25 protein-coding genes and 2 pseudogenes are annotated in these 22,171 nt (G+C 63.7%); 12 read left to right on the top strand and 15 right to left on the bottom strand.

Going from position 1 to position 22,171, the window contains the following annotated elements; all coding sequences use genetic code 11:
• Window positions 1-146: 146 nt before the first annotated feature.
• The 6 genes and pseudogenes from AU252_RS09735 to AU252_RS24880 all read left to right on the top strand — a co-directional run.
• Complete coding sequence (locus AU252_RS09735) at window positions 147-1,280, top strand: pyridoxal-phosphate dependent enzyme (protein WP_058930538.1); 1,134 nt, start codon at window positions 147-149, stop codon at window positions 1,278-1,280.
• Between the two features lie 12 nt (window positions 1,281-1,292).
• Complete coding sequence (locus AU252_RS09740) at window positions 1,293-1,928, top strand: helix-turn-helix transcriptional regulator (protein ID WP_058930539.1); 636 nt, start codon at window positions 1,293-1,295, stop codon at window positions 1,926-1,928.
• Window positions 1,929-1,934: 6 nt separating this feature from the next.
• Window positions 1,935-2,348: a RidA family protein gene (locus AU252_RS09745; protein WP_058930540.1), complete on the top strand. Its 414-nt coding sequence runs from the start codon at window positions 1,935-1,937 to the stop codon at window positions 2,346-2,348.
• 196 nt (window positions 2,349-2,544) lie between these two features.
• Entirely contained in the window at window positions 2,545-3,852 is a 1,308-nt protein-coding gene (locus AU252_RS09750) for a dicarboxylate/amino acid:cation symporter (RefSeq protein ID WP_058930541.1), read from the top strand.
• A 9-nt stretch (window positions 3,853-3,861) separates the two neighbouring features.
• Window positions 3,862-4,173, top strand: coding sequence for a hypothetical protein (locus AU252_RS09755; RefSeq protein WP_058930542.1), 312 nt, complete (start codon window positions 3,862-3,864; stop codon window positions 4,171-4,173).
• 206 nt (window positions 4,174-4,379) lie between these two features.
• Window positions 4,380-4,788, top strand: a pseudogene (locus AU252_RS24880) (TrlF family ATPase); the annotation flags it as partial.
• A gap of 427 nt (window positions 4,789-5,215) precedes the next feature.
• On the opposite strand, the gene AU252_RS09760 reads toward AU252_RS24880, so the two are convergent.
• The 3 genes from AU252_RS09760 to AU252_RS09775 all read right to left on the bottom strand — a co-directional run bounded on the left by AU252_RS09760 (window position 5,216) and on the right by AU252_RS09775 (window position 7,968).
• The gene (locus AU252_RS09760) at window positions 5,216-5,824 is read right to left on the bottom strand and encodes a TetR/AcrR family transcriptional regulator (RefSeq protein WP_058930543.1); all 609 of its coding nucleotides are present in this window, start codon (window positions 5,822-5,824) and stop codon (window positions 5,216-5,218) included.
• Entirely contained in the window at window positions 5,821-6,870 is a 1,050-nt protein-coding gene (locus AU252_RS09765; protein WP_058930544.1) for a hypothetical protein, read from the bottom strand. The genes AU252_RS09760 and AU252_RS09765 overlap by 4 nt, the downstream gene beginning before the upstream one ends.
• A 468-nt stretch (window positions 6,871-7,338) precedes the next feature.
• Complete coding sequence (locus AU252_RS09775; protein ID WP_058930546.1) at window positions 7,339-7,968, bottom strand: LysE family transporter; 630 nt, start codon at window positions 7,966-7,968, stop codon at window positions 7,339-7,341.
• A 68-nt stretch (window positions 7,969-8,036) separates the two neighbouring features.
• Here AU252_RS09775 and AU252_RS24785 point away from each other — a divergent pair, with 68 nt between their 5' ends.
• Window positions 8,037-8,456, top strand: coding sequence for an Lrp/AsnC family transcriptional regulator (locus tag AU252_RS24785; protein WP_058930547.1), 420 nt, complete (start codon window positions 8,037-8,039; stop codon window positions 8,454-8,456).
• Window positions 8,457-8,701: 245 nt separating this feature from the next.
• Here AU252_RS24785 and AU252_RS09785 read toward each other — a convergent pair whose 3' ends face one another.
• A complete protein-coding gene (locus AU252_RS09785) occupies window positions 8,702-9,328 on the bottom strand; it encodes a TetR/AcrR family transcriptional regulator (protein ID WP_058930548.1) in 627 nt (208 codons plus the stop codon).
• Between the two features lie 109 nt (window positions 9,329-9,437).
• Here AU252_RS09785 and AU252_RS09790 point away from each other — a divergent pair, with 109 nt between their 5' ends.
• The 3 genes and pseudogenes from AU252_RS09790 to AU252_RS24510 form a co-directional block, all read left to right on the top strand.
• The gene (locus tag AU252_RS09790; RefSeq protein ID WP_240484367.1) at window positions 9,438-10,220 is read left to right on the top strand and encodes an SDR family NAD(P)-dependent oxidoreductase; all 783 of its coding nucleotides are present in this window, start codon (window positions 9,438-9,440) and stop codon (window positions 10,218-10,220) included.
• A 75-nt stretch (window positions 10,221-10,295) separates the two neighbouring features.
• Window positions 10,296-11,153, top strand: a complete 858-nt coding sequence (locus AU252_RS09795) for a PhzF family phenazine biosynthesis protein (RefSeq protein ID WP_058930550.1) — start codon at window positions 10,296-10,298, stop codon at window positions 11,151-11,153.
• Window positions 11,154-11,206: 53 nt separating this feature from the next.
• Window positions 11,207-11,293: pseudogene (locus AU252_RS24510) on the top strand (alpha/beta fold hydrolase); the annotation flags it as partial.
• An 18-nt stretch (window positions 11,294-11,311) separates the two neighbouring features.
• Here AU252_RS24510 and AU252_RS09800 read toward each other — a convergent pair.
• Entirely contained in the window at window positions 11,312-12,544 is a 1,233-nt protein-coding gene (locus AU252_RS09800; RefSeq protein WP_058930551.1) for a multidrug effflux MFS transporter, read from the bottom strand.
• Window positions 12,545-12,711: 167 nt separating this feature from the next.
• On the opposite strand from AU252_RS09800, the gene arfB reads away from it, so the two are divergent.
• Window positions 12,712-13,134, top strand: coding sequence for an alternative ribosome rescue aminoacyl-tRNA hydrolase ArfB (arfB, locus tag AU252_RS09805; protein ID WP_058930552.1), 423 nt, complete (start codon window positions 12,712-12,714; stop codon window positions 13,132-13,134).
• Window positions 13,135-13,186: 52 nt separating this feature from the next.
• Here the strand turns inward: arfB and AU252_RS09810 are convergent, their stop codons facing one another.
• The 9 genes from AU252_RS09810 to AU252_RS09850 all read right to left on the bottom strand — a co-directional run bounded on the left by AU252_RS09810 (window position 13,187) and on the right by AU252_RS09850 (window position 19,834).
• The gene (locus AU252_RS09810) at window positions 13,187-14,266 is read right to left on the bottom strand and encodes a HoxN/HupN/NixA family nickel/cobalt transporter (protein ID WP_058930553.1); all 1,080 of its coding nucleotides are present in this window, start codon (window positions 14,264-14,266) and stop codon (window positions 13,187-13,189) included.
• On the bottom strand, window positions 14,267-15,136 hold the full coding sequence (locus AU252_RS09815; protein ID WP_058930554.1) for an urease accessory protein UreD: 870 nt from the start codon (window positions 15,134-15,136) through the stop codon (window positions 14,267-14,269).
• The gene (ureG, locus tag AU252_RS09820) at window positions 15,133-15,747 is read right to left on the bottom strand and encodes an urease accessory protein UreG (RefSeq protein WP_058930555.1); all 615 of its coding nucleotides are present in this window, start codon (window positions 15,745-15,747) and stop codon (window positions 15,133-15,135) included. The genes AU252_RS09815 and ureG overlap by 4 nt, the downstream gene beginning before the upstream one ends.
• A 42-nt stretch (window positions 15,748-15,789) precedes the next feature.
• The gene (locus tag AU252_RS09825; RefSeq protein WP_058930556.1) at window positions 15,790-16,500 is read right to left on the bottom strand and encodes an urease accessory protein UreF; all 711 of its coding nucleotides are present in this window, start codon (window positions 16,498-16,500) and stop codon (window positions 15,790-15,792) included.
• The gene (gene ureE / locus AU252_RS09830; RefSeq protein ID WP_058930557.1) at window positions 16,481-16,966 is read right to left on the bottom strand and encodes an urease accessory protein UreE; all 486 of its coding nucleotides are present in this window, start codon (window positions 16,964-16,966) and stop codon (window positions 16,481-16,483) included. The genes AU252_RS09825 and ureE overlap by 20 nt, the downstream gene beginning before the upstream one ends.
• A 24-nt stretch (window positions 16,967-16,990) precedes the next feature.
• Window positions 16,991-18,703 (bottom strand): urease subunit alpha, encoded by a 1,713-nt coding sequence (ureC, locus tag AU252_RS09835; protein WP_058930558.1) that lies wholly within the window; start codon window positions 18,701-18,703, stop codon window positions 16,991-16,993.
• Window positions 18,700-19,047: an urease subunit beta gene (locus tag AU252_RS09840; RefSeq protein WP_058930559.1), complete on the bottom strand. Its 348-nt coding sequence runs from the start codon at window positions 19,045-19,047 to the stop codon at window positions 18,700-18,702. The genes ureC and AU252_RS09840 overlap by 4 nt, the downstream gene beginning before the upstream one ends.
• 15 nt (window positions 19,048-19,062) lie before the next feature.
• A complete protein-coding gene (locus AU252_RS09845; protein ID WP_058930560.1) occupies window positions 19,063-19,365 on the bottom strand; it encodes an urease subunit gamma in 303 nt (100 codons plus the stop codon).
• A 148-nt stretch (window positions 19,366-19,513) separates the two neighbouring features.
• Window positions 19,514-19,834 carry a DUF1801 domain-containing protein gene (locus AU252_RS09850; protein ID WP_205630662.1) on the bottom strand — a complete coding sequence of 107 codons (321 nt, stop codon included), beginning with the start codon at window positions 19,832-19,834 and terminating at the stop codon, window positions 19,514-19,516.
• A gap of 243 nt (window positions 19,835-20,077) precedes the next feature.
• Between AU252_RS09850 and AU252_RS09855 the strand changes: the two genes are divergently transcribed.
• A complete protein-coding gene (locus AU252_RS09855; protein ID WP_058930562.1) occupies window positions 20,078-20,299 on the top strand; it encodes a hypothetical protein in 222 nt (73 codons plus the stop codon).
• Between the two features lie 94 nt (window positions 20,300-20,393).
• On the opposite strand, the gene AU252_RS09860 is transcribed toward AU252_RS09855, so the two are convergent.
• The gene (locus AU252_RS09860) at window positions 20,394-22,169 is read right to left on the bottom strand and encodes a biotin carboxylase N-terminal domain-containing protein (protein WP_058930563.1); all 1,776 of its coding nucleotides are present in this window, start codon (window positions 22,167-22,169) and stop codon (window positions 20,394-20,396) included.
• Window positions 22,170-22,171: the final 2 nt, after the last annotated feature.

The raw sequence follows: 22,171 nt of genomic DNA on the forward strand, positions 1-22,171 counted from the left end.
CGGTGAGGGCGCATGGATTACATCGGGAAGGGGCCTAGTCCCCCAAGAACTGTGACACAGCCCCTTGTGTTCTCTGACACTTTGTCTATACTTGCACAAAGTGTTATTCGCCTACTTCCCTGAAGTGTTCGTCAACAAGGATCGAAATGTCTGAAACAATCCCGCCGTACCTGTACGACCGCAGCGGAACCCGCTACTCGATCGAGGAGCCCCGGTGGCGTGGGGACGACTCCTCACCCCTGATGATCTCTGACCTGTCTGGTATCGACCCCGCCGATATTGACACGGGTGAGCGGTCGCAGTGGCGCTACCGGGCGGCACTGCCAGTCGACATCCAGGACCGCGTGACGTTGGGTGAGGGATGCACCCCGATGCTGACGACGAACATCGGAGGTATCGAAGTGAAGGTCAAGCCTGAGTGGTTCAATCCCACCGCGAGCTTCAAGGACCGTGGCAGCTCCGTCATGGTCTCCATCCTGCGGAGCCACGGCATCACCAGCATTCTTGAGGACAGCTCCGGCAACGGTGGTTCCTCAGTTGCCGCGTATGCAGCCGCCGCCGGGATGCACGCCAAGATCCTCGCCCCGGCCAGCACCTCAGCTAACAAGATTCTTCAAAGCCGGTTCCATAACGCCGAAATTGAGCTGGTGCCCGGAACCCGCGATGAGACGGCCGCCGAAGCGCTGCGCCAATCCGAGCAGTTCTTCTACGCCAGCCACAACTGGCACCCGTACTTCCTCCAAGGGGTCAAGCTCATCGCCTACGAGATCTGGGAAGATCTTGGCTTCGAGGCGCCGGAGAACATCATCGTCCCGGCCGGCGCCGGGAGCCTGGTCCTCGGTTGTTCCATCGGCTTCGGTGAGCTCCTGCGGGCCGGGCAGATCGCACGGCTGCCCCGGATCCTCGTCGCGCAACCCGAACACTGCTCCCCGCTTGCCAGGGCCCACGCCATCTCCGCGCTGGACGCCGTCGAGAGAGACTGGAAGCCCACCATCGCCGAGGGGACGTCCATCGCCAGACCCGTGCGCGGACCGGAGGTCCTCGCCGCCGTCCGGGCCTCTGGGGGGACGTTTCAAACCGTCGCCGAGGGACACATCGCACCGGCGGTGCGGGAACTGGCCTCCCGTGGCCTTTATGCTGAACCCACGAGCGCGGTAGCGGCGGCCGCCGTGCCCGGGTTCGCCGCCCAGGGATTCCTGGCCCCCGACGAACGGACCGTCATGGTACTAACCGGGTCCGCCCTTAAAGCCGCCGACAAAATGGCCCAAATCCTAAACTGATGGAGAAATCAAATGCAACCTCCGGAGTACCAGGAAGCCGAGCACCTCCTCAAGGAGCTCGACAAGATCACCATCGCACTGGGACGCACCTTCCCCGGCCTGTGCGAAGTGGTCCTTCACGACCTGCGCGACCCACTGCATACAGTGCGCACGATCGAGAACAACATCTCCGGACGCGAGCCCGGGGACTCCGCCACCGAACTTGGCATCGCGCGGATCCATGACCCCGGTTTCCCCGAAGTCCTGCAGAACTACTCGAACACGTTTCCTGACGGACGGGCCGCCAAAAGCACCTCCGTCGGGATCAAGGACAGCAACGGCAACTACATCGCGGCCCTATGCCTGAACGTGGACGTGTCCATGCTCGGCGCGCTGTCCCACACGTTCGCCGCCCTCGTTCGCACCGACGAACAAGCCCCTATCGTCGAGGAGAGTCTGCGTCCCAAGAGCCTGGAGGACATTCGCGCCTTCATCGCCGACTACGCCGCCCAACGGGGACTGACGCCACTGAGCCTGGATCAGTCAGCCAGCCGCGAACTGACGAAAAAACTGCGTGACAACGGCTTCATGGACATCAAGAAATCCATTCCAACCGTCAGCGAGACGCTCGGCGTCTCCAGGGCCACCATCTACAACTATCTGAAATGAGAAACCATGGGACAGAACGTCCTTGCCCCCGTCCCGGAGCTGACCAACGCCCCTGACCTCACCCCGCCGCTGGGCCACTACAGCCACGTCAGCGTGGTGGGCGGAACGGCCTACATCTCCGGCCAACTGCCCGTAAACGCCCAAGGCACCCCGATCACCGACCAACCCTTCGAAGCCCAGGTAGAACAGACCCTGTCGAACATGGACAGCTGCCTCGCCGCGGTCGGCGTGGATCGCTCGGCCCTCGTCCAAGTCAGGGTCTACGTCACCGACATCCAGGCCTGGGGCGCCTTCGATAAAATCTACTCGTCCTGGATCGGCTCCCATTGCCCTGCCCGCGCCGTTGCGGGCGTCAAGGAACTCCACTTCGGCGCTGCGGTCGAAGTCGAGGCCATCGCCGTGACACGGGACACCCTCTAACACCAACACCACATCGTCTGGCCGCTGCTGGCTGGGCACCCGCACCTCCCGCAAGATCCGCTGACTTCAGCCCCACATGCAGCCCGGGCAACTTCGCCCCGCAGCTCCCCCGCCGCCACTTCGCCCCCTCCCCGCCAGCATCACTAACCTCCACCGTGAGGCCATGTTGTCGTGCCCACTTCCAAGGAGTTGTTTCGTGAAAAACAAAATGACCATATTCATTGTCGCGGCGCTGATCTCAGGCGTCGCTGGAGGCCTGATCGCCCACGCCGTAATGCCAGCCGCATCCCGCGACGGCCTAGTCACCGTGTTCGACACCATCGCCCATCTGTTCCTGAACCTGATCAAAATGGTCATCGCGCCATTGATTTTTGCCATCATCGTCACTGGAATCACTACCCTGACCAAGTCCCTGGGCCTAGGCGGCATGCTCACTAAGTCCCTGGCCTGGTTCCTCAGCGCGTCAGTGATCGCGGGCGGCATTGGCTTCTTCATGGCACACATGCTGAACGTCGGAAAGGGCCTAGACCTCACCGCGACCGGCAGTGAAACCACAACGCTGGACACCACCACCCTGGACTTCCAGTCCTTTATCGAGAAGATCGTTCCGCAGAGCGTCATCGCTGCGATGTCCACGAACAACGCCCTGCAGATCCTCGTATTCGCGCTCCTGTTCGGTGCCGCACTGCTTGCCATGAAACGCCAGGGCCACACACAGATTTCGGACCTGATCGAAGAACTCGTCCCCGTCATGCTGAAGCTGACCGGCTACGTCATGCTGGCCGCCCCGGTCGGCGTCTTTGCCGCCGTCGCTGCAGCGTTCACCGATGAGGGCATCGGCGCCTTCGCTACCTACGGCTCCTTCATCGGCGGGTTCTATCTTTCCCTCGCCGGCCTGTGGGCGCTCATGATCGGGGTGGCCACCCTGATCCTTGGCCGTGCCGCGTTCCGCCTCCTAGCGCTGGTCCGTGAACCCATGTTCGTCGCCTTCTCCACCTCCAGCAGCGAAGCCGCATTCCCAAAGCTCATCGAATCCATGGCCCGCTACGGCATGGACCGCAAGACGACCGGATTCGTGCTGCCCCTGGGCTACTCGTTCAACCTCGACGGTTCAATGGTGTACATGACGTTCGCCTCCGTATTCCTCATCAACGCCTACGGCGTGGACCTGGGAATAGGCCAACAGCTCGCCATGGTCGCTTTGCTGCTGCTCAGCAGCAAAGGCATGGCCGGTGTACCCCGTGGCTCTCTGGTCATCGTCGCGGCAGTCGTGCCCTCATTCGGGATCCCCATAGCCGGCATCGCCCTGCTGCTCGTAGTTGATCAGATCCTGGACATGGGGCGCACCGCAACAAACATACTGGGTAATGCGATCGCCACGGCAGTAATCGGCCGCAAGAGCATGCAAAAGCCGCCGTCCGATCTCGACGATGAAGCCGAACAGCTGCACGACGACACCGAAAAGTCCGCCAGCCGCAGCCCGCAACCGGCCGCAATGTCCTAACAACACCGCATGAAAACGGTCGAGTTCACGGCTGACTTCACCGCAGAGGAGCACCGCCTGGTGAAGCTCATTGCCCTGAATGACTCGCTTCAAAAGATAAAGCTCGACAACGCTGCTTTGATCGAAAAGAACGGCAGGAACACCGAGCTGGAAATCAGTGTCCAGAGCCTCAAGAAGCAGGATGCCTTGTTGAACCTCATAGCTGTTCAACAGCTGTACCCTCGCCCGGCTGAAAGGCGAACAAAAGTCCGAGTTGGGAAAGATCTCCAAGGCCATGACGACCAGGTTGGAGCATCTGCAGGGGCTGAAGGAACAGTTTGAAGGCAAGATGCCCGTACTGGATGACATCGAGCTTGATCTGGAAAGGTCACGAGCAGGAGAGACTCGACGCTCTTTCGCAAGATTTCAATCAACGATCAAACCACTACGTCGATAAGGAAACGGTGCTATCCACCTCGATTTGGTCAGGTCTGAGACTGGTGACTTCCTGGAAGCCCTGGCTTCGGGCCGGCAGAAGATTAAAGTAAGGACGGTCTCCCAGAGAGGTTGCAAGCAACGTCCTCACTGTCACCGGGGAGATTCGGTTCCTCGCCTGCCTAGACGGCGATCGGATCGGGGGATTTGCACCGTCTTCCATGACTCCAGGCAAGCAAGGGCTGTTCGCGCTTACCCTGATTTTGAACCAACCACAGGAGGCGTGGCCTCTCCTCATTGATCAACCGGAAGACGACCTGGACAGCCGATCGATATACCAACACATCGTTCCCTACCTGAACAGGAGGAAGACCGGCCGCTAAATCATAATGGTGACGCATAATGCCAACCTGGTGTCGGGGTGCGGATTCAGAACTTGTGATCGTGGCAAACCGGCATGGAGATGACCGAAAGAACCATGCCTCGCGAACGTTCGATTACCTGGGCGGATCCCTAGAGCATGGAAGTGAGTGATGGCGCTCACTTTACGACCAAGTTTCATCCACTGACTAGAGAAGCATGCTCGACATTTTCGTGACAAAATATTCAGCCGGCCTGTCACGCGGAACCTTCAACGAGCGGCCGAGGCCCACACCCATCACGCCGTCACAGCGGCCCAAGGCAAAGTGACGTTCCGCAGCGCACGCGGCGCGATCGTTGAACCGGCCACAAATTTCGACCGGCACGAACGTGCCGGGGTGGGGCCAGTTTCAACCGTCCTTCCGGGGCCAGAAATACTTGACACAATCACCCATTTGCGTTCCTCGGACAAGGACATCTCACGATGCTAAGACGTCAAGTCGAGCGAGCTGGTAGCCACTTCTGGTGGGGTCCCTATTACAGAATCTGCGGAATGGAACCTGCGATCGGCCGCCGGTATGAGGCGGATTCAGGCGCCGTGTATCAGCCACTGTGCTGTGCGGATCAGCTCGGCATCGGTGTCCTCGGTGCGGAGGCCACCGATGCCCGAGCGCGTCACGGCTGCCCCTTCAAAGAGACTGACAATGGTGCCGGCCACCGCATCCCGCTGTTTTTTCGCGAGTTCCGGCCTGGTCTGTTGCACGAGATCAGCCACGTGCAAGGCGTAGCGGGCGTAGAAGGCTCTGACCGCCGCGGCAATCTGCTCGTCTGCCGAGGCAATGGCCCAGACCTCAACGTGCATGCCGATTCCGGCCGGATCCGAGTGTTCAGCCAGGAGCGCGGCAATTAACCGCTCTGAGTGTTCCCGGGTCAGGGACTCCCCCGCTCCCGGGCCGTCGCCGACGCCGATCCCGGACATGTCGTTGAGCCGTTGAAGTGAGCGCTGGAGCGATCGGTCAAGAACGGCCCGGATCAGGTCCGCCCTGGTGGGAAAGTAGTGCTGCAGGTGGCCCACCCGGACCCCGGCCGCGGCTGCAAAATCACGCATTGCCGAGCCGGCGTTGCCTTTCGCCGCCAGAACTTCTTCAGCAGCGTCAAGGAGCGCTGCCTGCCTGAGTGCCCCCTTGTTCCCGGTCATGATTTCAATATTGTCACACCATGCAGCTCGAGTTCGGCGAGTGCTTCGGCCAGGCGGGGCGTGGTCTCGGGGAAGTTGACACCGGGCCGTGAATCCTGGTGCAGGACATTGCGGAGACCGAGCAATCCTCCCAGCGCTGTCAAGTGGGCTTGCCCGGCAGGGTCCGAAATCACCGCAGTGCGAGTACCTTCTCTGCCCTGGACATCAACCCGGATGTGCGCGGTGCCGCCGCTGCCCGGCGAGTACAGGAGAGATCGCCTCATCGATGTCCATTTCTCTCCGCGGCCCCAGCGGAAGAGTCCCACCGCCTTCGCCGCCAGGAGCGCCGTAGTTGATGCGTTGGAACTGAAACCGATGCGGGTGGCGGCTGCCTCCGCCCCTAGGGTCATCGGAAAGGTGAACTGTTCCGGAGTGTCCAGCCGCGCAACTTTGGTCCGGTGCCCGGCAATATCCACCCAGCGGGTGTCACTCAACGGGCTGACGACCAGGGGCTTGCCATCCTTCCGGACCTCGAAGTCCTGCCCCAGCCGGTCGATGAAGTCCACGGAGTCGGCACCAGCCCGGTCGTTGGTGTCGTAGCGGATGGCAACGTCGATCTGATGTGCGCCGTCCGCTTCTTCGGCCAATGTTGCCGCAACGAGGCTGATGACGCCTCCCATCCATCCGGATGTCAGCAGCACCGGCGCGGTCGGGTTGAGCAGTGTGGCCTGCGTGGCTGCCCTGGTAAGGCGGCTCGTCCAGCGGGTGATGTCCACGTAGGGGATTCCCGCGCTGACGGCGGCGCGCAGAACCCGGTCATCGGGATCGTTGACCGTGCTGATGACGGCCCGCGCCGGAGAGTCGAACGGCGTCGGGTCGTTAAGATCCCACTTCCGGACAACGAGGTTGTGTTCTTTGGCCAGAGCGGCACCGCCCGCAGGATTTCTGCCCGTGAGGACAAGGGGCCACAGGGGGGCAGCGAGCCGGGTAAGGGCCGTTCCAACAGTGCCGTATCCACCCACGATCAGGACGGGACCGGCAGGCTGGTGTTCGAGTAGATCGTTCATAATCAGAGTTTAGGTCAAATGACCTAGAAATACTAGTGCGCGGCACCCGGGATGCCGCTCCCCCTCGCCCTCCATGCCGCCCACACCCAACGGCAGGTGCCGCTACGTCAAGAAGCTGCCTAAGGCAAGGGAACGAATACCCTGGCTCCTTTGTCATGAGTTGCCGAGCCAAGGACAGTGAGTCTCCTTGGCTGCCGCGGAACAGGATTAGGGAGGTGCCTGGCTTCCACGGCAACTGCGGGATTGGCAATGGGCAGTGACCGGTGCCGGTCTGATCGTGAGCAGGTCTTGGAGGCCGATGCGGGTGAGGACTTCGGCGCTGATGCGGTCGGCCGCGTCCGAGACTTCTTCTGATCCGTCGTTGGCGGGGTCAACGCGGGTGCGGAAGGGGCAGGCGCCTGCCGGAAGGGCCACGACGCGGGCGAAGTCGTCTGCAACTAGGCCAGCCCCATAAATGCGATATCGAAATTAGAGCACGATCGAGATGATCGCGGCCAGCCCGAGGGCAATGATTATCGTGTTCCCGATCACCGAGAGCAAGCGTTGAGCCTTGGCAGTGACACGTCCGCGGAAGAACGAGCCAGCAAACACGAGCACCAACTGCCATGTCAGCGACGCGAGGGCGGCTCCCGCGATAAACGTAACTGATCCAGCGAGCGACGACAGGACTCCTCCGAGCCCGATTGTCAGCGCTGCGAAGTACAGAAGGGTCGCCGGGTTGACCGCGGTGAGCCCGACGAAGAGCCCAAATCGACGCCACCTCGACGAGGGCGCGGAGTCAGCTCTTCCCACGCCAGCGGGGACATCTGTGCAGGTTCGATACATACCGAAGAGACCCAAGGCGATGAGGACGAGCCCTCCTGCGATGGCTGGAGCGTCACCCCACGAAGCAATAATCGGAGCCGTTATTCCGCCAGCCACGACAGCTAGAACGCAGTAGCTCGCATCGATCAACGCGACTGCGGCAGCGGCCGGAGCCGCCTCCTTGAATCCGTTCGTCAACCCTTCGCGCACCAGCAGCACTCCGATCGCTCCGAGGGGTGCGGCTAAGCCGATGCCGGCAAGCAGTCCGCTGCCTAGTGCTGTGATGTAGTCCATGTATGCACTATGCAGGGGCGACCGCGGTGCAGCAGAGAATATCGACGTCAGACGGGTAGGATCGCGGCGTGGACAGCATCGACAAACTAATTCTAGGTATTCTGCAGAGCGAAGCGCGGATTACGTTCAGCGAACTTGGCCATCGGGTTGGATTGAGTACCAACGCAGCCGCAGCCCGCGTCCGCCGCCTCGAGACAAGTGGCGTCATCGTCGGCTACCGGGCAATACTCGCCAGCGAAGTTCCTGATCCTGGAGCGGGGCTTGAGGGATTCATCGACGTGCGCCTCAAACCGGACACGGATTCGACGTCCTTCCTAAAATGGGCCGGAACTGAATACGCCGTACGGGACGCCGTCCACGTTACAGGCCCGTACGACTACATCCTTCACGTCGTTGTGCCAAGCACGAAAGCCCTCGATCTACTGCTGCGCCAACTCAAGGCCGATGCCGGCGCCGCCCAAACTCAGACTCGACTCGCACTCCGGTAACACGAACCTCCGCGTAGGTCTCGGCTCGACAGCCAGATACCGTGAGCAATTCACACCCGGACGCGTGGCGATGGACGCTCGATCGCGCAGAGACCGCCGTTATTCGGCACCATGCAGATCTCCCGGTGGCCATGGCAAGCTGGCGGTCATCATCCGGGTGTGCTCCGGCCCGCCACGAAAGTTGCCTGATGGCTAGCTCGGACTCAACGAGGGTTCATGACGCCGAATTCATCTAATGGAGCGGCTCATGCGCCGATTCCCGAGGCTCCCTGGGGCGCGGGCATGCCTGCGACCATTCCCGCCCACAACAGGTCGGTTGTCGCAACGGTTAGGGAGTCGATGGATGTTCCATCCAGGAGGTTGCCCGCCGCCAGCACAGCGGCTCCGTGCAGGCTCACGAAGCAGACGAGCGCGAGCCTCTCGCGGTCGCCTGGCGCCAACTCCCCGGCGTCCTGGGCTTCAGCGATGATGGCCCTGGCGACCCTTATGCCGTCTTCGCCGATGCTGCGCAGTTCATCACTGGCATCAGGATGGTGCTTGGTGGAGTGCATCGCGGCCAACAGGACCGGGTGGGCGACCGCGAAGTCCACATAGGCCCTAGCGATCCGGACAAAGCGTGACCGATGGTCTCCGGCCGCTTCAGACGCTCCCATTATCCTGGCATTCATGCTGCGGAAGCCGTCAAGGGCGAGGGCATCGAGAAGCGCCTGCTTGTCACGGAAATGCTTGCCCGGTGCCGCGTGGCTCACGCCCAAGTCACGCGCGAGCTGCCGCAGCGAAAGTCCCTCGACTCCTGCTTCTTCGATGAATTCTGTCGCACGGTCGAGCAACGCCTCGCGGAGCCTGCCGTGATGGTAGGGCTGATCGGTCATGAGCTCATTATAGCCACAAAGTAGTCATTGACAACAATGATGCTCGTGCCTACTATGTTGACATTGGCTACATGGAGTAGCCGCGACACGGAACGGATTCGACATGATCATGAGCTACACCGGAACCACGGCACTCATCACTGGAGCGAGCTCCGGGCTCGGCGCCGAGTTTGCAACACGATTTGCGGCGCGCGGGGCCAACCTTGTGCTGGTCGCACGGCGGACCGACCGGCTAGAGGATCTCGCCAAGAAGCTCCGCGACGCGCACGGCATCTCGGTCACAACGCTCTCGAAGGACCTGAGCCGGCCGGGAGCCGGAGCGGAAGTCCGCGACGAGCTCGCCGGCCGCGGCATCCGCATCCACACCCTGATCAACAACGCGGGCTTCGCCACGAGCGGGCCCTTAGTCGAGGAGGACCCTGCGGTCATCGCCTCGGAGATCTCCCTGAACGTGGCCTCTCTCGTCGAGACCACGCGGGCATTCCTCCCCGAGATGCTCGCCGCCGGGAAGGGCGCACTCATCAACGTGGCCAGCACTGCAGCATTTCAGCCGGTCCCTGGGATGGCGGTGTACGGAGCAACCAAGGCATTTGTCCTGAGCTTCACGGAAGCCCTCGCACATGAGACGAGGGAATCCAGCCTTCGGGTACTCGCGCTCTGCCCGGGAGCCACCCGCACCGAATTCTTCGATGTCCTCGGGAGCCAGGCCGCAGCGGTCGGCCGGCTGCAAAGCGCCAGCGCCGTCATCGACACTGCCCTGCGCGCTCTCGATCGCCGCACTACACCCGTAAGCGTCGTCTCCGGCTTCATAAATCGCATGCTTGCCGGAATGGCCCAGCGCCTCCCGCGACACATCTCCCTCGCCATCGCCGGCCGAGCAGTACAGGACTAGTGCTACAGTCGCATTTCGCTTCGCCCTGTTGGTCTTCACCACGCCCGTATTTCACAACCCACCGAGGATGTAGCAATGAATCAGACTCCCGACGTACTTCGTTATGCCGCCTTTGCCACGACCCCTGGCGGAGGAAATCCGGCCGGAGTGGTACTGGACGCAACCCGCCTCGACGACGCACAGATGCAGGTCATCGCGGCCGATGTCGGATACGCGGAAACGGTATTTATCACCGAGGCAGCCGTTGACGGAGACTCACGTCGAAACCGTGTGCGGTACTTCTCCCCGATTGCCGAGGTGCCGTTTTGCGGCCATGCCACAATTGCACTGGCTGTCGCGCTGTCGAGGCTTCACGGTACGGGAACCTTTAAGTTCGATACGTCGGTGGGGCCAGTCTCGATCGAATCTGCAGGCCAGGGAGCTGACCTCACGGCATCCTTCACGAGTGTGGAGCCTCGCGTCGCCGAGTTCCCGACAGGTGTTCTGGACACTCTGCTCGGGCTGCTCGGCGTGGGTCGGGACGAATTGCACCCCACCTACCCGCCGCTGCTCGCCTTTGCCGGAAACTGGCATCCAATACTGGTCTTCGCTGATCGAAGGACCTTTGACTCATTCGTGTTCGACCCGGATCCCATGCGCACGCTGATGGACGCCCAAAACTGGGCCGGTACCGTAACGACACTCTGCGAGATCGGAGCGGGTGAGTTTGACTCACGCAATCTCTTCCCGGTGGGCGCCATCACTGAAGATCCGGCGACGGGTTCGGCTGCCGCTGCTTTCGGCGGATACCTCCGCCTGCTTTCGCTTGTGGAACCACCCAGCCGGGTGGTGGTGTTCCAAGGCAGCCACGTCGGCCGCCCGAGCAGACTCACCATTCATATTCCACCGCTCGGCGGGATCATCGTGCGCGGAGAAGCCGTCGAAATCGCTTGACGGAAGGCAGGTTATCGGCGCTTTATCAACGGGAGCGCTATTGAAGAGTTGACGTGGACCTCCCCACCGGCCACTGGCCCCAGTTCACCAAACCTGTGGAACTGGGCCAGGCGATTCTGGCGGCGGTAGAGCGTGCGGGGGGACGCTCGAAGGGTGACTTACGTCCTGCCGAGAACACTCGGACCACGCCTCCTCCTCACCAGCCCCAGGCAAAGGACTGCTGCTGTCGCGGAAACGGCCGCGACTATCCCAAAGGGGACGGCGTCGTTGGCTCCGCCGATACCTACCAAGGGTGCGGCGCTGCCGCCGAAGGCGTACCGGGCCAGCCCCAGCAAGGACGAGGCCGTCCCGGCGATATCGGGATAATCCTTGAGTGCCAGTGAGGTGGCTGGCGGGCTGGTGACGGCCACCCCACTGACCATGGTGAACAGGGACAGAATGATCGCGACCAGCGGCAGGTGCAGGAACGCCGTCCCCAGCAGCCCCATGGCGCCGGCCGCCGTCATGATCAGGCCCAGCGTGAGCGTTCCACGTTCGGACCACCGTTCAGAAAGCCGGCCGGCGATGAATCCAAAGACCATAAAGCCGAATGAAATCAGGCCGAAGGCCAACGAGTATCCCTGCGGGGAGAGCCCATACATGCCTTGGAGTATGTACGTTGCTCCGCTCAAATAGGCGAAGACCGCCGAGTACGTGAAGCCGGTGATCAGCACGGCTCCGACGAAAACCGGGTCAGCGAGGAGCCGGCGGAAATCCTGGATTGTGTGGGAGAGGCCTCCGGTCACCCGACGGTTCGCCGGCAAGGTCTCCTGGAAGACCACCAAGGACGCCAGCAGGACGGCGACGCCGACGGCTGCGAGGAACAGGAAGACTCCGCGCCAGTCGGTGACGGTTGCCAGTTGCCCGCCGATGACAGGCCCAACGATGGCAGCCAGTCCCCCGAGAACCGTGAGGCGGCCGTAGTAACGAAGCAGCTTGGCGCCCGAGTAGACGTCCCGCCCGGCGGCCTGCGCAATGACGATGCCCACGGCTCCGGCCAGGCCCTGGACGAACCTGGCGATGATGAGCGTCTCGATGGTTGGGCTCAGCGCGCAGAGCGCAGAGGTAAGTGTGTAGGCAACGACGCCGATCAGCAGCGGCATCCGCCGCCCCAGGCGGTCCGAAAGCGGCCCGGCCACTACTTGGCCGATGGCGAGGCCCAGCAGACAGGCGGTGATGGTCAACTGGGCCACCGACGTCGTGCTTTGAAGCCCTGCGGTGAGAGCTGGGAGGACCGGCAGGTAAAGGTCCATGGAGATAGGTCCGAAAATGGTCAGCAGGCCGAGCACGATCGCCAGTGGGCGGCCGACCGCCTGCTCGCGTGCGGGAATCGGGGTTACGACGGCGGTCACGCTGGCTCCGGTCTATGGGTGGGGGAACGGCTGGGGTTCACGTTCAATACAACCCCGGTCATACCGGACCTAGCGAGGGCTCTGCTTATCAGGGGTCTGCCAGTACCTCCCTCCGCGGCGCGAGCCTGCGGGCCTGGATCGCGCCCATAGTGTGCAACGCTGGTTCCATGGATCTGGAAGTGTCGACCGCGCTCACGATTCCCGCGTCGGAACTCCGCTGGCGGTTCTCGCGATCGTCCGGGCCAGGCGGTCAGCACGTCAACACGACGGACAGCCGCGCCGAACTCTCCTGGAACATCGCCGGCTCCGCCGTACTTTCGGATGACCAACGGCAGATGCTGCTCACCCGTCTCGGACCACGCCTCGTCGCCGGGGTGATCACCGTGGCCTCCTCCGAGCAGCGCTCCCAGCTGCGCAACCGCGAGACCGCCCTGGCCAAGCTCGCCGAACTCGTGGCGGAAGGTCTGGCACCCGCAGGCCCCCGCCGTCGGGCGACCAAACCCACGCGTGGTTCGAACCGCCGGCGACTCGCCGCCAAGGAGCAGCGGTCGGCGACGAAACGGCAACGGCAGCGGCCGTCCGCCGAGTAGCGCCGCCCCCGGCCTGGCGCCGGCGGCACCAAGGCGATCCCGCCGTCGAGCCCTATCCCTGCGGGTTTCCACCCGTTGCGGCAGAGGCGGCAGAGGCGGCAGAGGCGGCTTCGCCGACGCGGCGCACCCAGGTATGCGCACCCCAGATGAACAGCAGCATCGCCACAAGGACCAGTCCGGCGTGGCCAAGGTCGAGCTCGGCCAGGAAGGTGGTCACCGGGTCGGTAAGTCCGAGCATCCCGTGCAGTACGCCTGCGATGGTTATGACCGAGATGAACAGTGCCGAGGCTGCAGACACACCCGTGATGACCATGTTGAAGCCGATCCGTCGCCGGGGATCCACCACGGCGCTCCGGTACATCTTCATCATCGCGACGCCGTTCACCGTGTCGCACAGTGTCATCGCCGCCATAAAGCCGAAGGGCAGAGCCATCAGCGCCACCGGGGAGATGCCGGCGAGGGCGGCCGTCGCCGTGAGGAGCAGGAACGCGATCGTCGAGGCCGTGTCGAAGCCGAGGCCGAAGAGGAATCCCAGGACAAAGATGTCGCGTGGGCGGTTGACGCGGGAGAGCGGTTTGTCGAGCAGGCGGGCCACGAGACCGGTCGGGGCCAGTGCCTCGCGGGTGACGGTCGCGCCGTCCTTGACCCGCCGGTACAGCACAGCAGTTCGGCGGAAAGCGGCGGCGTTGTAAACACCGATGGTCAGCAGGAACAGGCCCGAGACGGATGCCCCGGTAATGCTCAAAACCATGTTCGCGGACGAGCCGTCATTAAGTGCGTCCTGAATGATGCCGGCACCACTGACCATAAGCACCCCGGCAAGCACAACCACCATGCTGTGGCCCATGCTGAAGGCGAAGCCCACGCTGACGGGGCTGCGGCCCTGGGCGGCGAAGCGGCGGGTGGAGTTGTCGATCGCCGCAATGTGGTCCCAGTCGTAACTGTGCTTCACACCGGCCAGGTAAGCCGTGATGAGCAGGCCGAGCACCACAGGGTTGTGGTTTGTGCGCAGCGAATCGGCCAGCAGCGCGAGCATAACGATGTGGAGGGCGGCGACTGCCGCGAAGGTGACCGCCAAGCGGCGGGCCGTCGGGAGGGCTTCCCGCTCGTGGTGGTTCAAGAGGGCTTTCATTTAGTACTTTCGAAGGTTGAGGCGGGGCTGGTCGTGCCAGCGGAATCGCAGAAAATCGACGCCGGCGCGGATGAGGGCGTCCAGCGGCTCGGTGGCGTGGGACAAGGCCCGGATGACCAGGCCGCCGTCGAGCAGTGACATTCCCAGGTTGCAGCCGCCGGCGAGCGGCAGCAACAGCTCGTTCAGCTCGTTCAGCAGTGCGGCGTCCACGCGGACATCCATGACCAGGAGGGAACCGACGTGGGTGTAGTCCTCAAGGAAGGCCATGCCGTTGATCGGCGCCGCTCCGGTCACTGGACGGATCAACAGGTTGTCGAGCACCGCCAGGCGACCGTCGACCGAGATCTCGTTCCGCAGGCGGATTTCGTCATAGCCGAACAGCGTGCCGTCCGGGGACCAGCCCGGGGTGAGGATCTCGGCCATCACCAGCGAGGCGCTGCCGTGCATCTCCACCACTGTGGCCTGCCGGTACGTCGCCCCGCGGTAAGCGATCAGGGGGTCCGGCACAGATTCCAGGCTCGCGTTGGCGCCGAGGCGAATGTGCGTCCGCTGTTCGGCATGGGTCCCGGGAGTGCGGTAGACCTTCGTCGCGGACTGCGTGGTCAGCAGGAGCCGGGCCCCTGTTTCCACAGTGATGTCGATTTCATACTCGTCGCCACCGACGTACCCGCCCCCGGGATTGACCACCACGTAGCAGACCTGGCCGGTGTCATCGAGGTAGTGCGGGCGCAGGATGCGCAGCGCGCCCTGGTGGTACTGGCTCGTGGCGATGCAGCGGTCGCCCCGCACACCCACGGTGAGGGCGAGCGTACCGGCGAGTTCGACGGCGGCGCGGCGCACCGGGAGTTCGGGCGCAGGCGCACCCGTCACTGGCGGAGGTCAAGCATGAGCACGTCGCGCCTGATCCAGTTGGTGACGTGCTCCAGGCCTTCGTCGGTCTTGAGGTTCGTGAAGCAGTAGGGCTTGTTGCCGCGGAACTCGAGCGTGTCCGCCTCCATCACGGAGAGGTCGGCACCCACATACGGGGCCAGGTCCTTTTTGTTGATGATGAAGAAGTCGGACTTGATCATGCCCTGGCCGGCCTTGCGCGGGATTTTTTCGCCCTGCGCCACGTCGATGATGTAGATCGAGAAGTCCACCAGTTCCGGGCTGAACGTGGCCGAAAGGTTGTCTCCCCCGCTTTCGATGAAGACGACTTCGAGCCCGGGGTGGCGCAGCCGCAGCTCCTCCACAGCGGCCGAGTTCATCGACGTGTCCTCCCGGATCGCGGTGTGCGGGCAGCCGCCGGTTTCGATGCCGATGATGCGGTCCAGTGGCAGGATCCCGTTGGCCGCGAGGATCTTGGCGTCCTCGATGGTGTAGATGTCGTTGGTGATCGCGGCCATCGAGATCTCGGCGCTGAGGTGGCGGGTCAGGCGTTCCACGAGCTGGGTCTTGCCTGCGCCGACAGGACCGCCGACGCCGATTTTGATGAGTTTCATGGTGCTCCTTGCTAAATATTGGGTGCGGCGAACCGCGGACTGCTAAGACATAAACATGCGGACGCGCTGGCGTTCGTGGCGCATCTGGGCGATTTCCAGGCCCGGGGCCGTGATCCCGAAGTCGTCGGCATCCAGTGCCTGGATCCGGCGGACGGCTTCCATGATCTTGGGATGCGTTCCCAGCAGCACACGCTGCCCGGCGTCCTGCCCGATGGGGATGGCCCGGATGGCGTTTTGCGTCAGCGACGTGACCGCCGTGAAGAGGTAGCTCGCGAGCAATTCCTCCAGCGGGACGCCCAACTGCCGGCCGGCGACACCGAACGCGACCGCCGGATGCCCGGCGCAACGCCCGGATCCGACGTCGGCCGCGTAGCCCGCGAGCCGGGCTCCCGGCGCCACCGTGCCGGAGATGGCCAGCATCCGTGCGCCCATCTTGGTCCCCGCCTCGCGCACTTCACGGGGCAGCGCCGCCGCCGCGATCATCCGGTCGACCCGGGCAATATCGTCAACCGAGGACGCCTCGAACGCCAGGCGCAGGGCGAACCCGTCACTGTAGGTCAGCTGGATGCCCACAAACTGGCTCAGCCAGCTGGCGAAGCTCGCTTCCCCGTCGATGAGGCCACGTTCCAGAAACGTTTCCATACCGAAGGAATGGCTGAACCCGCCGGTGGGGAGCGCGGAATCAGAGAGCTGCAACAGTGGCAGCAGGTACGACGGCGGCTCGTTCACGTGCTCAGTGGGTGTGTTCGGCATGGCGGAACGGCACGGGCACCACACGTTCCTGGCGCGAGTACGGCACACCAACGTGGATCAGGTAGTCCTCGATCGTGTGGTCGTACTGCACCACCATCACCTCCGCGGCATATTCACTGTCGGCGTCGAAAAACTGCGCCTGCATGTGCCGGTTGCCGAGGTTGTGCGCAACAAACCCCATTTCACGGATGCTGCGCGCGGCGATAACAAGGACGTCGGTTGCCAGCGCAGTCACCACGATGACTGTTTTGTCGTCGCGGAACAGGATGTCGCCGTCGCGGAGATCCCGCACCGGGCCCGCGGCATCGCTGAGCCGGATGCCCAGCTCGCGGCCGTGGTCGGTGGTCACCCGCTGGATTTTCTTGACGAGTTCCGCGCTCGGCAGGAGGACCTGCTCCTCGTGGAGGCCAGCCAGTTCGTCGTCGGGGAGATCGTGCCGGTTGGCGATGACGTGGTCGATGATCATATATGCCCCCTTAGGGATATGTGTCTAAAAGAGGAAGTAGCGCTGCGCCATGGGCAGCACCGTTGAGGGCTCCGCCGTGATTGGCTCGCCGTCGACAGTCACCTCGTAAGTTTCCGGGTCAACGCCGATATCCGGCGTCTCGCCGTTGTGCTTCATATCTGCCTTGGTGAGGGTACGGACACCGCTCACCGGCCGGATCACGCGGCGCAGGCCCAGCTGCTCGGGGACTCCGGCGGCTATGGCGGCCTTGGAAAGAAACGTGATCGAGGAGGCATGTACCGCGGTGCCGAGCGCCCCGAAATTGCCGCGGAGGGTGCGTGGCTGCGGCGTGGGGATCGAGGCGTTGGGATCCCCCATAACGCTCATGACCGCTTGCCCGCCCTTGAGCACGAGCTCGGGCTTGACCCCAAAGAACATCGGGTCCCAGAGCACGAGGTCGGCGAATTTTCCCTCCTCGATGCTTCCGACCGCGTCCGCGATGCCGTGGGCGATCGCCGGGTTGATGGTGTATTTGGCCACGTAGCGCTTGAGCCGGAAGTTGTCTCCCACCGCGGGGTCGCCGTCGAGCTTTCCGCGTTGGCGCTTCATGGCGTCCGCTACCTGCCAGGTGCGCAGGACCACCTCGCCGACCCGGCCCATGGCCTGGGAGTCAGAGCTGGTGATGGAGAAGATGCCCATGTCATGCAGCACGTCCTCCGCTGCGATGGTTTCCTTGCGGATACGCGAATCGGCGAAGGCCACATCCTCGGGGATGTCCGGGCTCAGGTGGTGGCAGACCATCAGCATGTCGAGGTGTTCGTCGATGGTGTTGACCGTGTACGGCAGGGTGGGATTGGTCGACGCCGGCAGGACGTTGGGCAGCGCCGCGATCTTGATGATGTCCGGGGCATGCCCGCCGCCGGCGCCTTCGGTGTGGAACGTGTGGATGACCCGGCCGCCGATGGCCCGGATGGTGTCTTCGACGAAGCCGCACTCGTTGAGGGTGTCGGAGTGGATGGCCACCTGCACGTCATACTCGTCGGCCACGCGCAGCGACATGTCGATCGAGGACGTGGTGGCGCCCCAGTCCTCGTGCACCTTCAGCCCGATGGCACCCGCCCGGATCTGCTCCGCGAGGGGCTCGATTGCGCTGGCGTGGCCTTTGCCGAGCAGGCCGACATTGATCGGGAGGTTCTCCACGGCCTGAAGCATGCGTGAAATGTGCCAGGCGCCCGGCGTCACGGTGGTGGCCTTGCTCGCATCGCTCGGTCCGGTGCCGCCGCCGATTAGGGTGGTGACTCCCGAGGCCAGCGCCACGGGCACCTGGTCGGGGCTCACGAAGTGCACGTGCGTGTCTATGCCGCCTGCGGTGAGGATCTTGCCCTCACCCGCGATGATGTCCGTGGCGACGCCGATGGTGATGTTCACGCCCCGGGAAATCTGGGGGTTTCCGGCCTTGCCGATCTTGAAGATGTGCCCGTCCCGGAGGGCCACGTCGGCTTTGTAGATGCCGGTGTAGTCAAACACGATCACGTTCGTGATCACGGTGTCCGGGATGTGATCGTCCCGGACCAGCTGCCCGTTCTGGCCCATGCCGTCACGGATCACCTTGCCGCCGCCAAACACCACCTCTTCACCGTAGTTGGTGTGATCGTGCTCAATCTCGAGGAACAGATCAGTGTCGGCCAGGCGGACGGCGTCGCCCGTGGTGGGGCCGTAGAGGTCCGAGTACTGTTTGCGGCTCAGCTCGAAGCTCACTTGGTGTCGTCCTGCAGGGAGATCAGGCCGCGGCTCGGCTCGAGCGGGCCGTTGATGCGGTCCCGGAATCCGAACACCGCACGCTCGCCCGAGAGAGCGAGCAGGTTGACCGTCTTGGCATCACCGGGCTCGAAGCGCACAGCGGTGCCCGCCGGGATGTCCAGCCGGAAGCCGTGGGCCGCCTCCCGGTCGAACTCGAGGGCATCGTTCACCTCGAAGAAATGATAGTGGGACCCCACCTGAATGGGGCGGTCACCGCGATTGATCACGCTGAGGGCGCGGGGAATGAGGCCCGCATTACACGTAACGGGCTCCGGGCGGAGGATGTATTCGCCGGGTTTCATGGGGTTCTCCTTCGCCTAGCGAATGGGATTGTGCACGGTGACGAGCTTGGTGCCGTCAGGGAACGTCGCTTCGACCTGGACGTTATGGATCATGTCGGCGACGCCTTCCATGACATCTTCCCTGGTCAGGATGGTGGTGCCATAGCTCATGAGGTCCGCAACCCGGCGTCCGTCGCGGGCGCCCTCAACCAGCTCATACGTAATAATCGCGACGGATTCCGGATGGTTGAGCTTAAGTCCGCGCTTCTGCCGCCGTCGTGCAAGATCGGCAGCAACCACGATCATCAGTTTTTCATTTTCGCGTGGCGTCAGATGCATTAGAGCCTCCTAATCATTCGCGATAAATCGCGAGTTCCCACTCGTTATCTACAACCGGACAAAGAGGCGACCGGGAGGCCCGTGGATGACTGAAGACTATCAGAATCATGCCAGGGCACCGCCAGCCAAAGCCGTCGAATCGTGCAGGTTAGGCCCGCACCCATTCCCGCACCAGCGCAACAAATTCGTCCTGCCGGGCTGCCGCCGCTTCCGCGCTGGGAAAAATCACCTGGCCGCGGTCTTGCCCGATCACTTCCAAAAGCCCGCTCCATTTCGACGCATCAAAAGGAAAGTCATCCTCGATGGTCTTCGCGCCGCGGTGAAAAATCAGCTGCACGTGATGCAGCGGCCGCAAGTTGAACGTGACTCGGTCGACAGAGTTGAAGCAGAAGCTCGGCGCCCTCCACTTAATGCGCTCCGTGATTGCGTCATCCGCGTCCAGGATGGCGACCCGAAGGCGCTCGATCACCGGCTTCAGCGGGTGGTCCAGTGACTCAAGAAAAGAGTCAACCGCCGGGTTTCGATTTAGTGTCATGAAGCATAGTCAAACACTTTCCTCTTCCGACTCCGACGGCGGGGATCCCGGCTGCGCCGCAGGCCCTAGTACTAGAGTGTGTTTCATCTGGGGATCGGGTAGTTTCCGCGGCCCCGGGATCCGCGGTGATGCTGCCGCCGGGTTGTGACTGTTGTTTCGTTCAAGCAAAGGATGATCATGGCCGTTTCAATTGAGCTGGGCAAGAAACTCGACAAGGACTACGAGAACAAGAGCCTGGAGGAAGTCCTGGACGCCCCGCCGTCCGCCCTGGCCGGCCTCACGGACAAGCACGACGAACTCCTTGCCGGCCTCGGGATCAAGACGGTCCGCGATCTCGGCAGCAACAAGTACTTTGCCATGGCAGGCGTCCTGGTGGCCCTGTCCAAGCACGTCGACTGAAGAACCTCCACACGTCAGGAAGGTCCGGCCGCGTGAGAACGCCGGCCGGACCTTCCTTGTTAAACGGAAGACTAGAGTTTCCGCCTAGTCCCGCTCAGCCGATCAGCGCCAGCACGGCTCCTGCGTTGACAACCCCGCCGGCTTCTGCGCGGATCCCGGTCAGCATTCCGGCGCGGTGGGCGGTCACCTGCGTCTCCATCTTCATCGCCTCAAGAACGACGACGGCGTCCCCCGCCGAAACGTCGGCGCCCGGCTCCACGAGCCACTTGACCACGGTCCCGGCCATGTCGGCCCGCAGCTCGCCGGGATCAGCGGCACCTGCCGCAGGACCGCCGTCGGCAGCGCCATCCAAACCAGCCCCGTCAAGGGAGACACCCGCCGGAACGGCCGCGCCGGAGCGCGCCCAGCCATCCAGCAGGTCAGCGGGCAGGCCGACGGCGAGGCGCCGGCCGTCGACGTCGACGGTAATAGTGCGGCGCTCACCGTCCGGAACGGACGTGCCGAACTCCGGATCCGCCGCGATGGAATCCGCGAAGTCAGTCTCGATCCAGCGGGTGTGGATGCCGAGCGCGGTCTCGGACGTGAAGTCCGGCGCCTGGACCACGGCACGGTGGAACGGCAGGACGGTGGCCACGCCGGTGATCTCCATTTCGGCGAGGGCGCGGCGGGCCCGGCGGAGCGCCTGCTGGCGGTCGGCGCCGGTGACGATCAGCTTGGCCAGCAGCGAATCGAACTGCGGCGCCACGATGGAGCCTGAGCGAACCCCGGAGTCCAGCCGGATGCCCGGTCCCGTCGGGCCGCTGAAGGTCGCGATGGTTCCGGGCGACGGCAGGAAGCCCCGGCCCACGTCCTCCGCGTTGAGCCGGAACTCGAAGGAGTGGCCGCGCGGCGTGGGATCGGCAGTGAAGCGGAGCGGCTCACCGGCGGCAATCCGGAACTGCTCCTGGACCAGGTCCACGCCGGTGGTTTCCTCGGTGATGGGGTGCTCCACCTGCAGGCGCGTGTTCACCTCGAGGAACGCGACGGTGCCGTCGGCGGCCACGAGGAACTCCACCGTCCCGGCCCCCGAATAGGAGGCTTCGCGGCACACTGCCTTGGCGGCGTCGTAAATCAGTTGGGTCTGCTCTTCTGTCAGGAAGGGTGCGGGAGCCTCTTCCACCAGTTTCTGGTGCCGCCGCTGCAGCGAGCAGTCGCGCGTTCCCACCACCACCACATTGCCGTGCTGGTCCGCCAGGACCTGGGCCTCCACATGCCGGGGCCGGTCAAGATAACGCTCCACAAAGCACTCGCCACGGCCGAAGGCCACCACCGCTTCGCGCACCGCGGAATCGAAGGACTCCTCGATCTGGTCCATCTCGCGGACCACCTTCAGCCCGCGCCCGCCGCCGCCGAAGGCCGCCTTGATGGCGATCGGCAGGCCGTGCTCCTCGGCGAACTCGCGGACCTCCGCGGCCGAATCCACCGGACCGTCGGTGCCGGCCACCAAGGGGGCGCCGGCGCGGACGGCGATCTCGCGCGCCGTGATCTTGTTGCCCAGCTGCCGGATTGCCTCCGGGCTGGGCCCGATCCAAGTCAGGCCGGCATCCAGGACCGCCTGGGCAAAGCCGGCGTTTTCGGACAGGAAGCCGTAGCCGGGGTGCACCGCGTCCGCCCCGGACTCCGCGGCCACGCGCAGCAGGTTGGGGATATCGAGGTATGTCTCCGACGGCGCGTTGCCGCCCAGGCTGTACGCCTCGGTGGCGGCGCCCACGTGCATGGCGTCGGCATCCACGTCCGCGTAGACAGCCACGGACTCCAGTCCGGCGTCCTCGCAGGCGCGGGCGATGCGGACGGCGATTTCTCCGCGGTTGGCGATCAGGACCTTGCGCATCA

Source organism: Pseudarthrobacter sulfonivorans (assembly GCF_001484605.1).
GTDB lineage: Bacteria > Actinomycetota > Actinomycetes > Actinomycetales > Micrococcaceae > Arthrobacter > Arthrobacter sulfonivorans_A.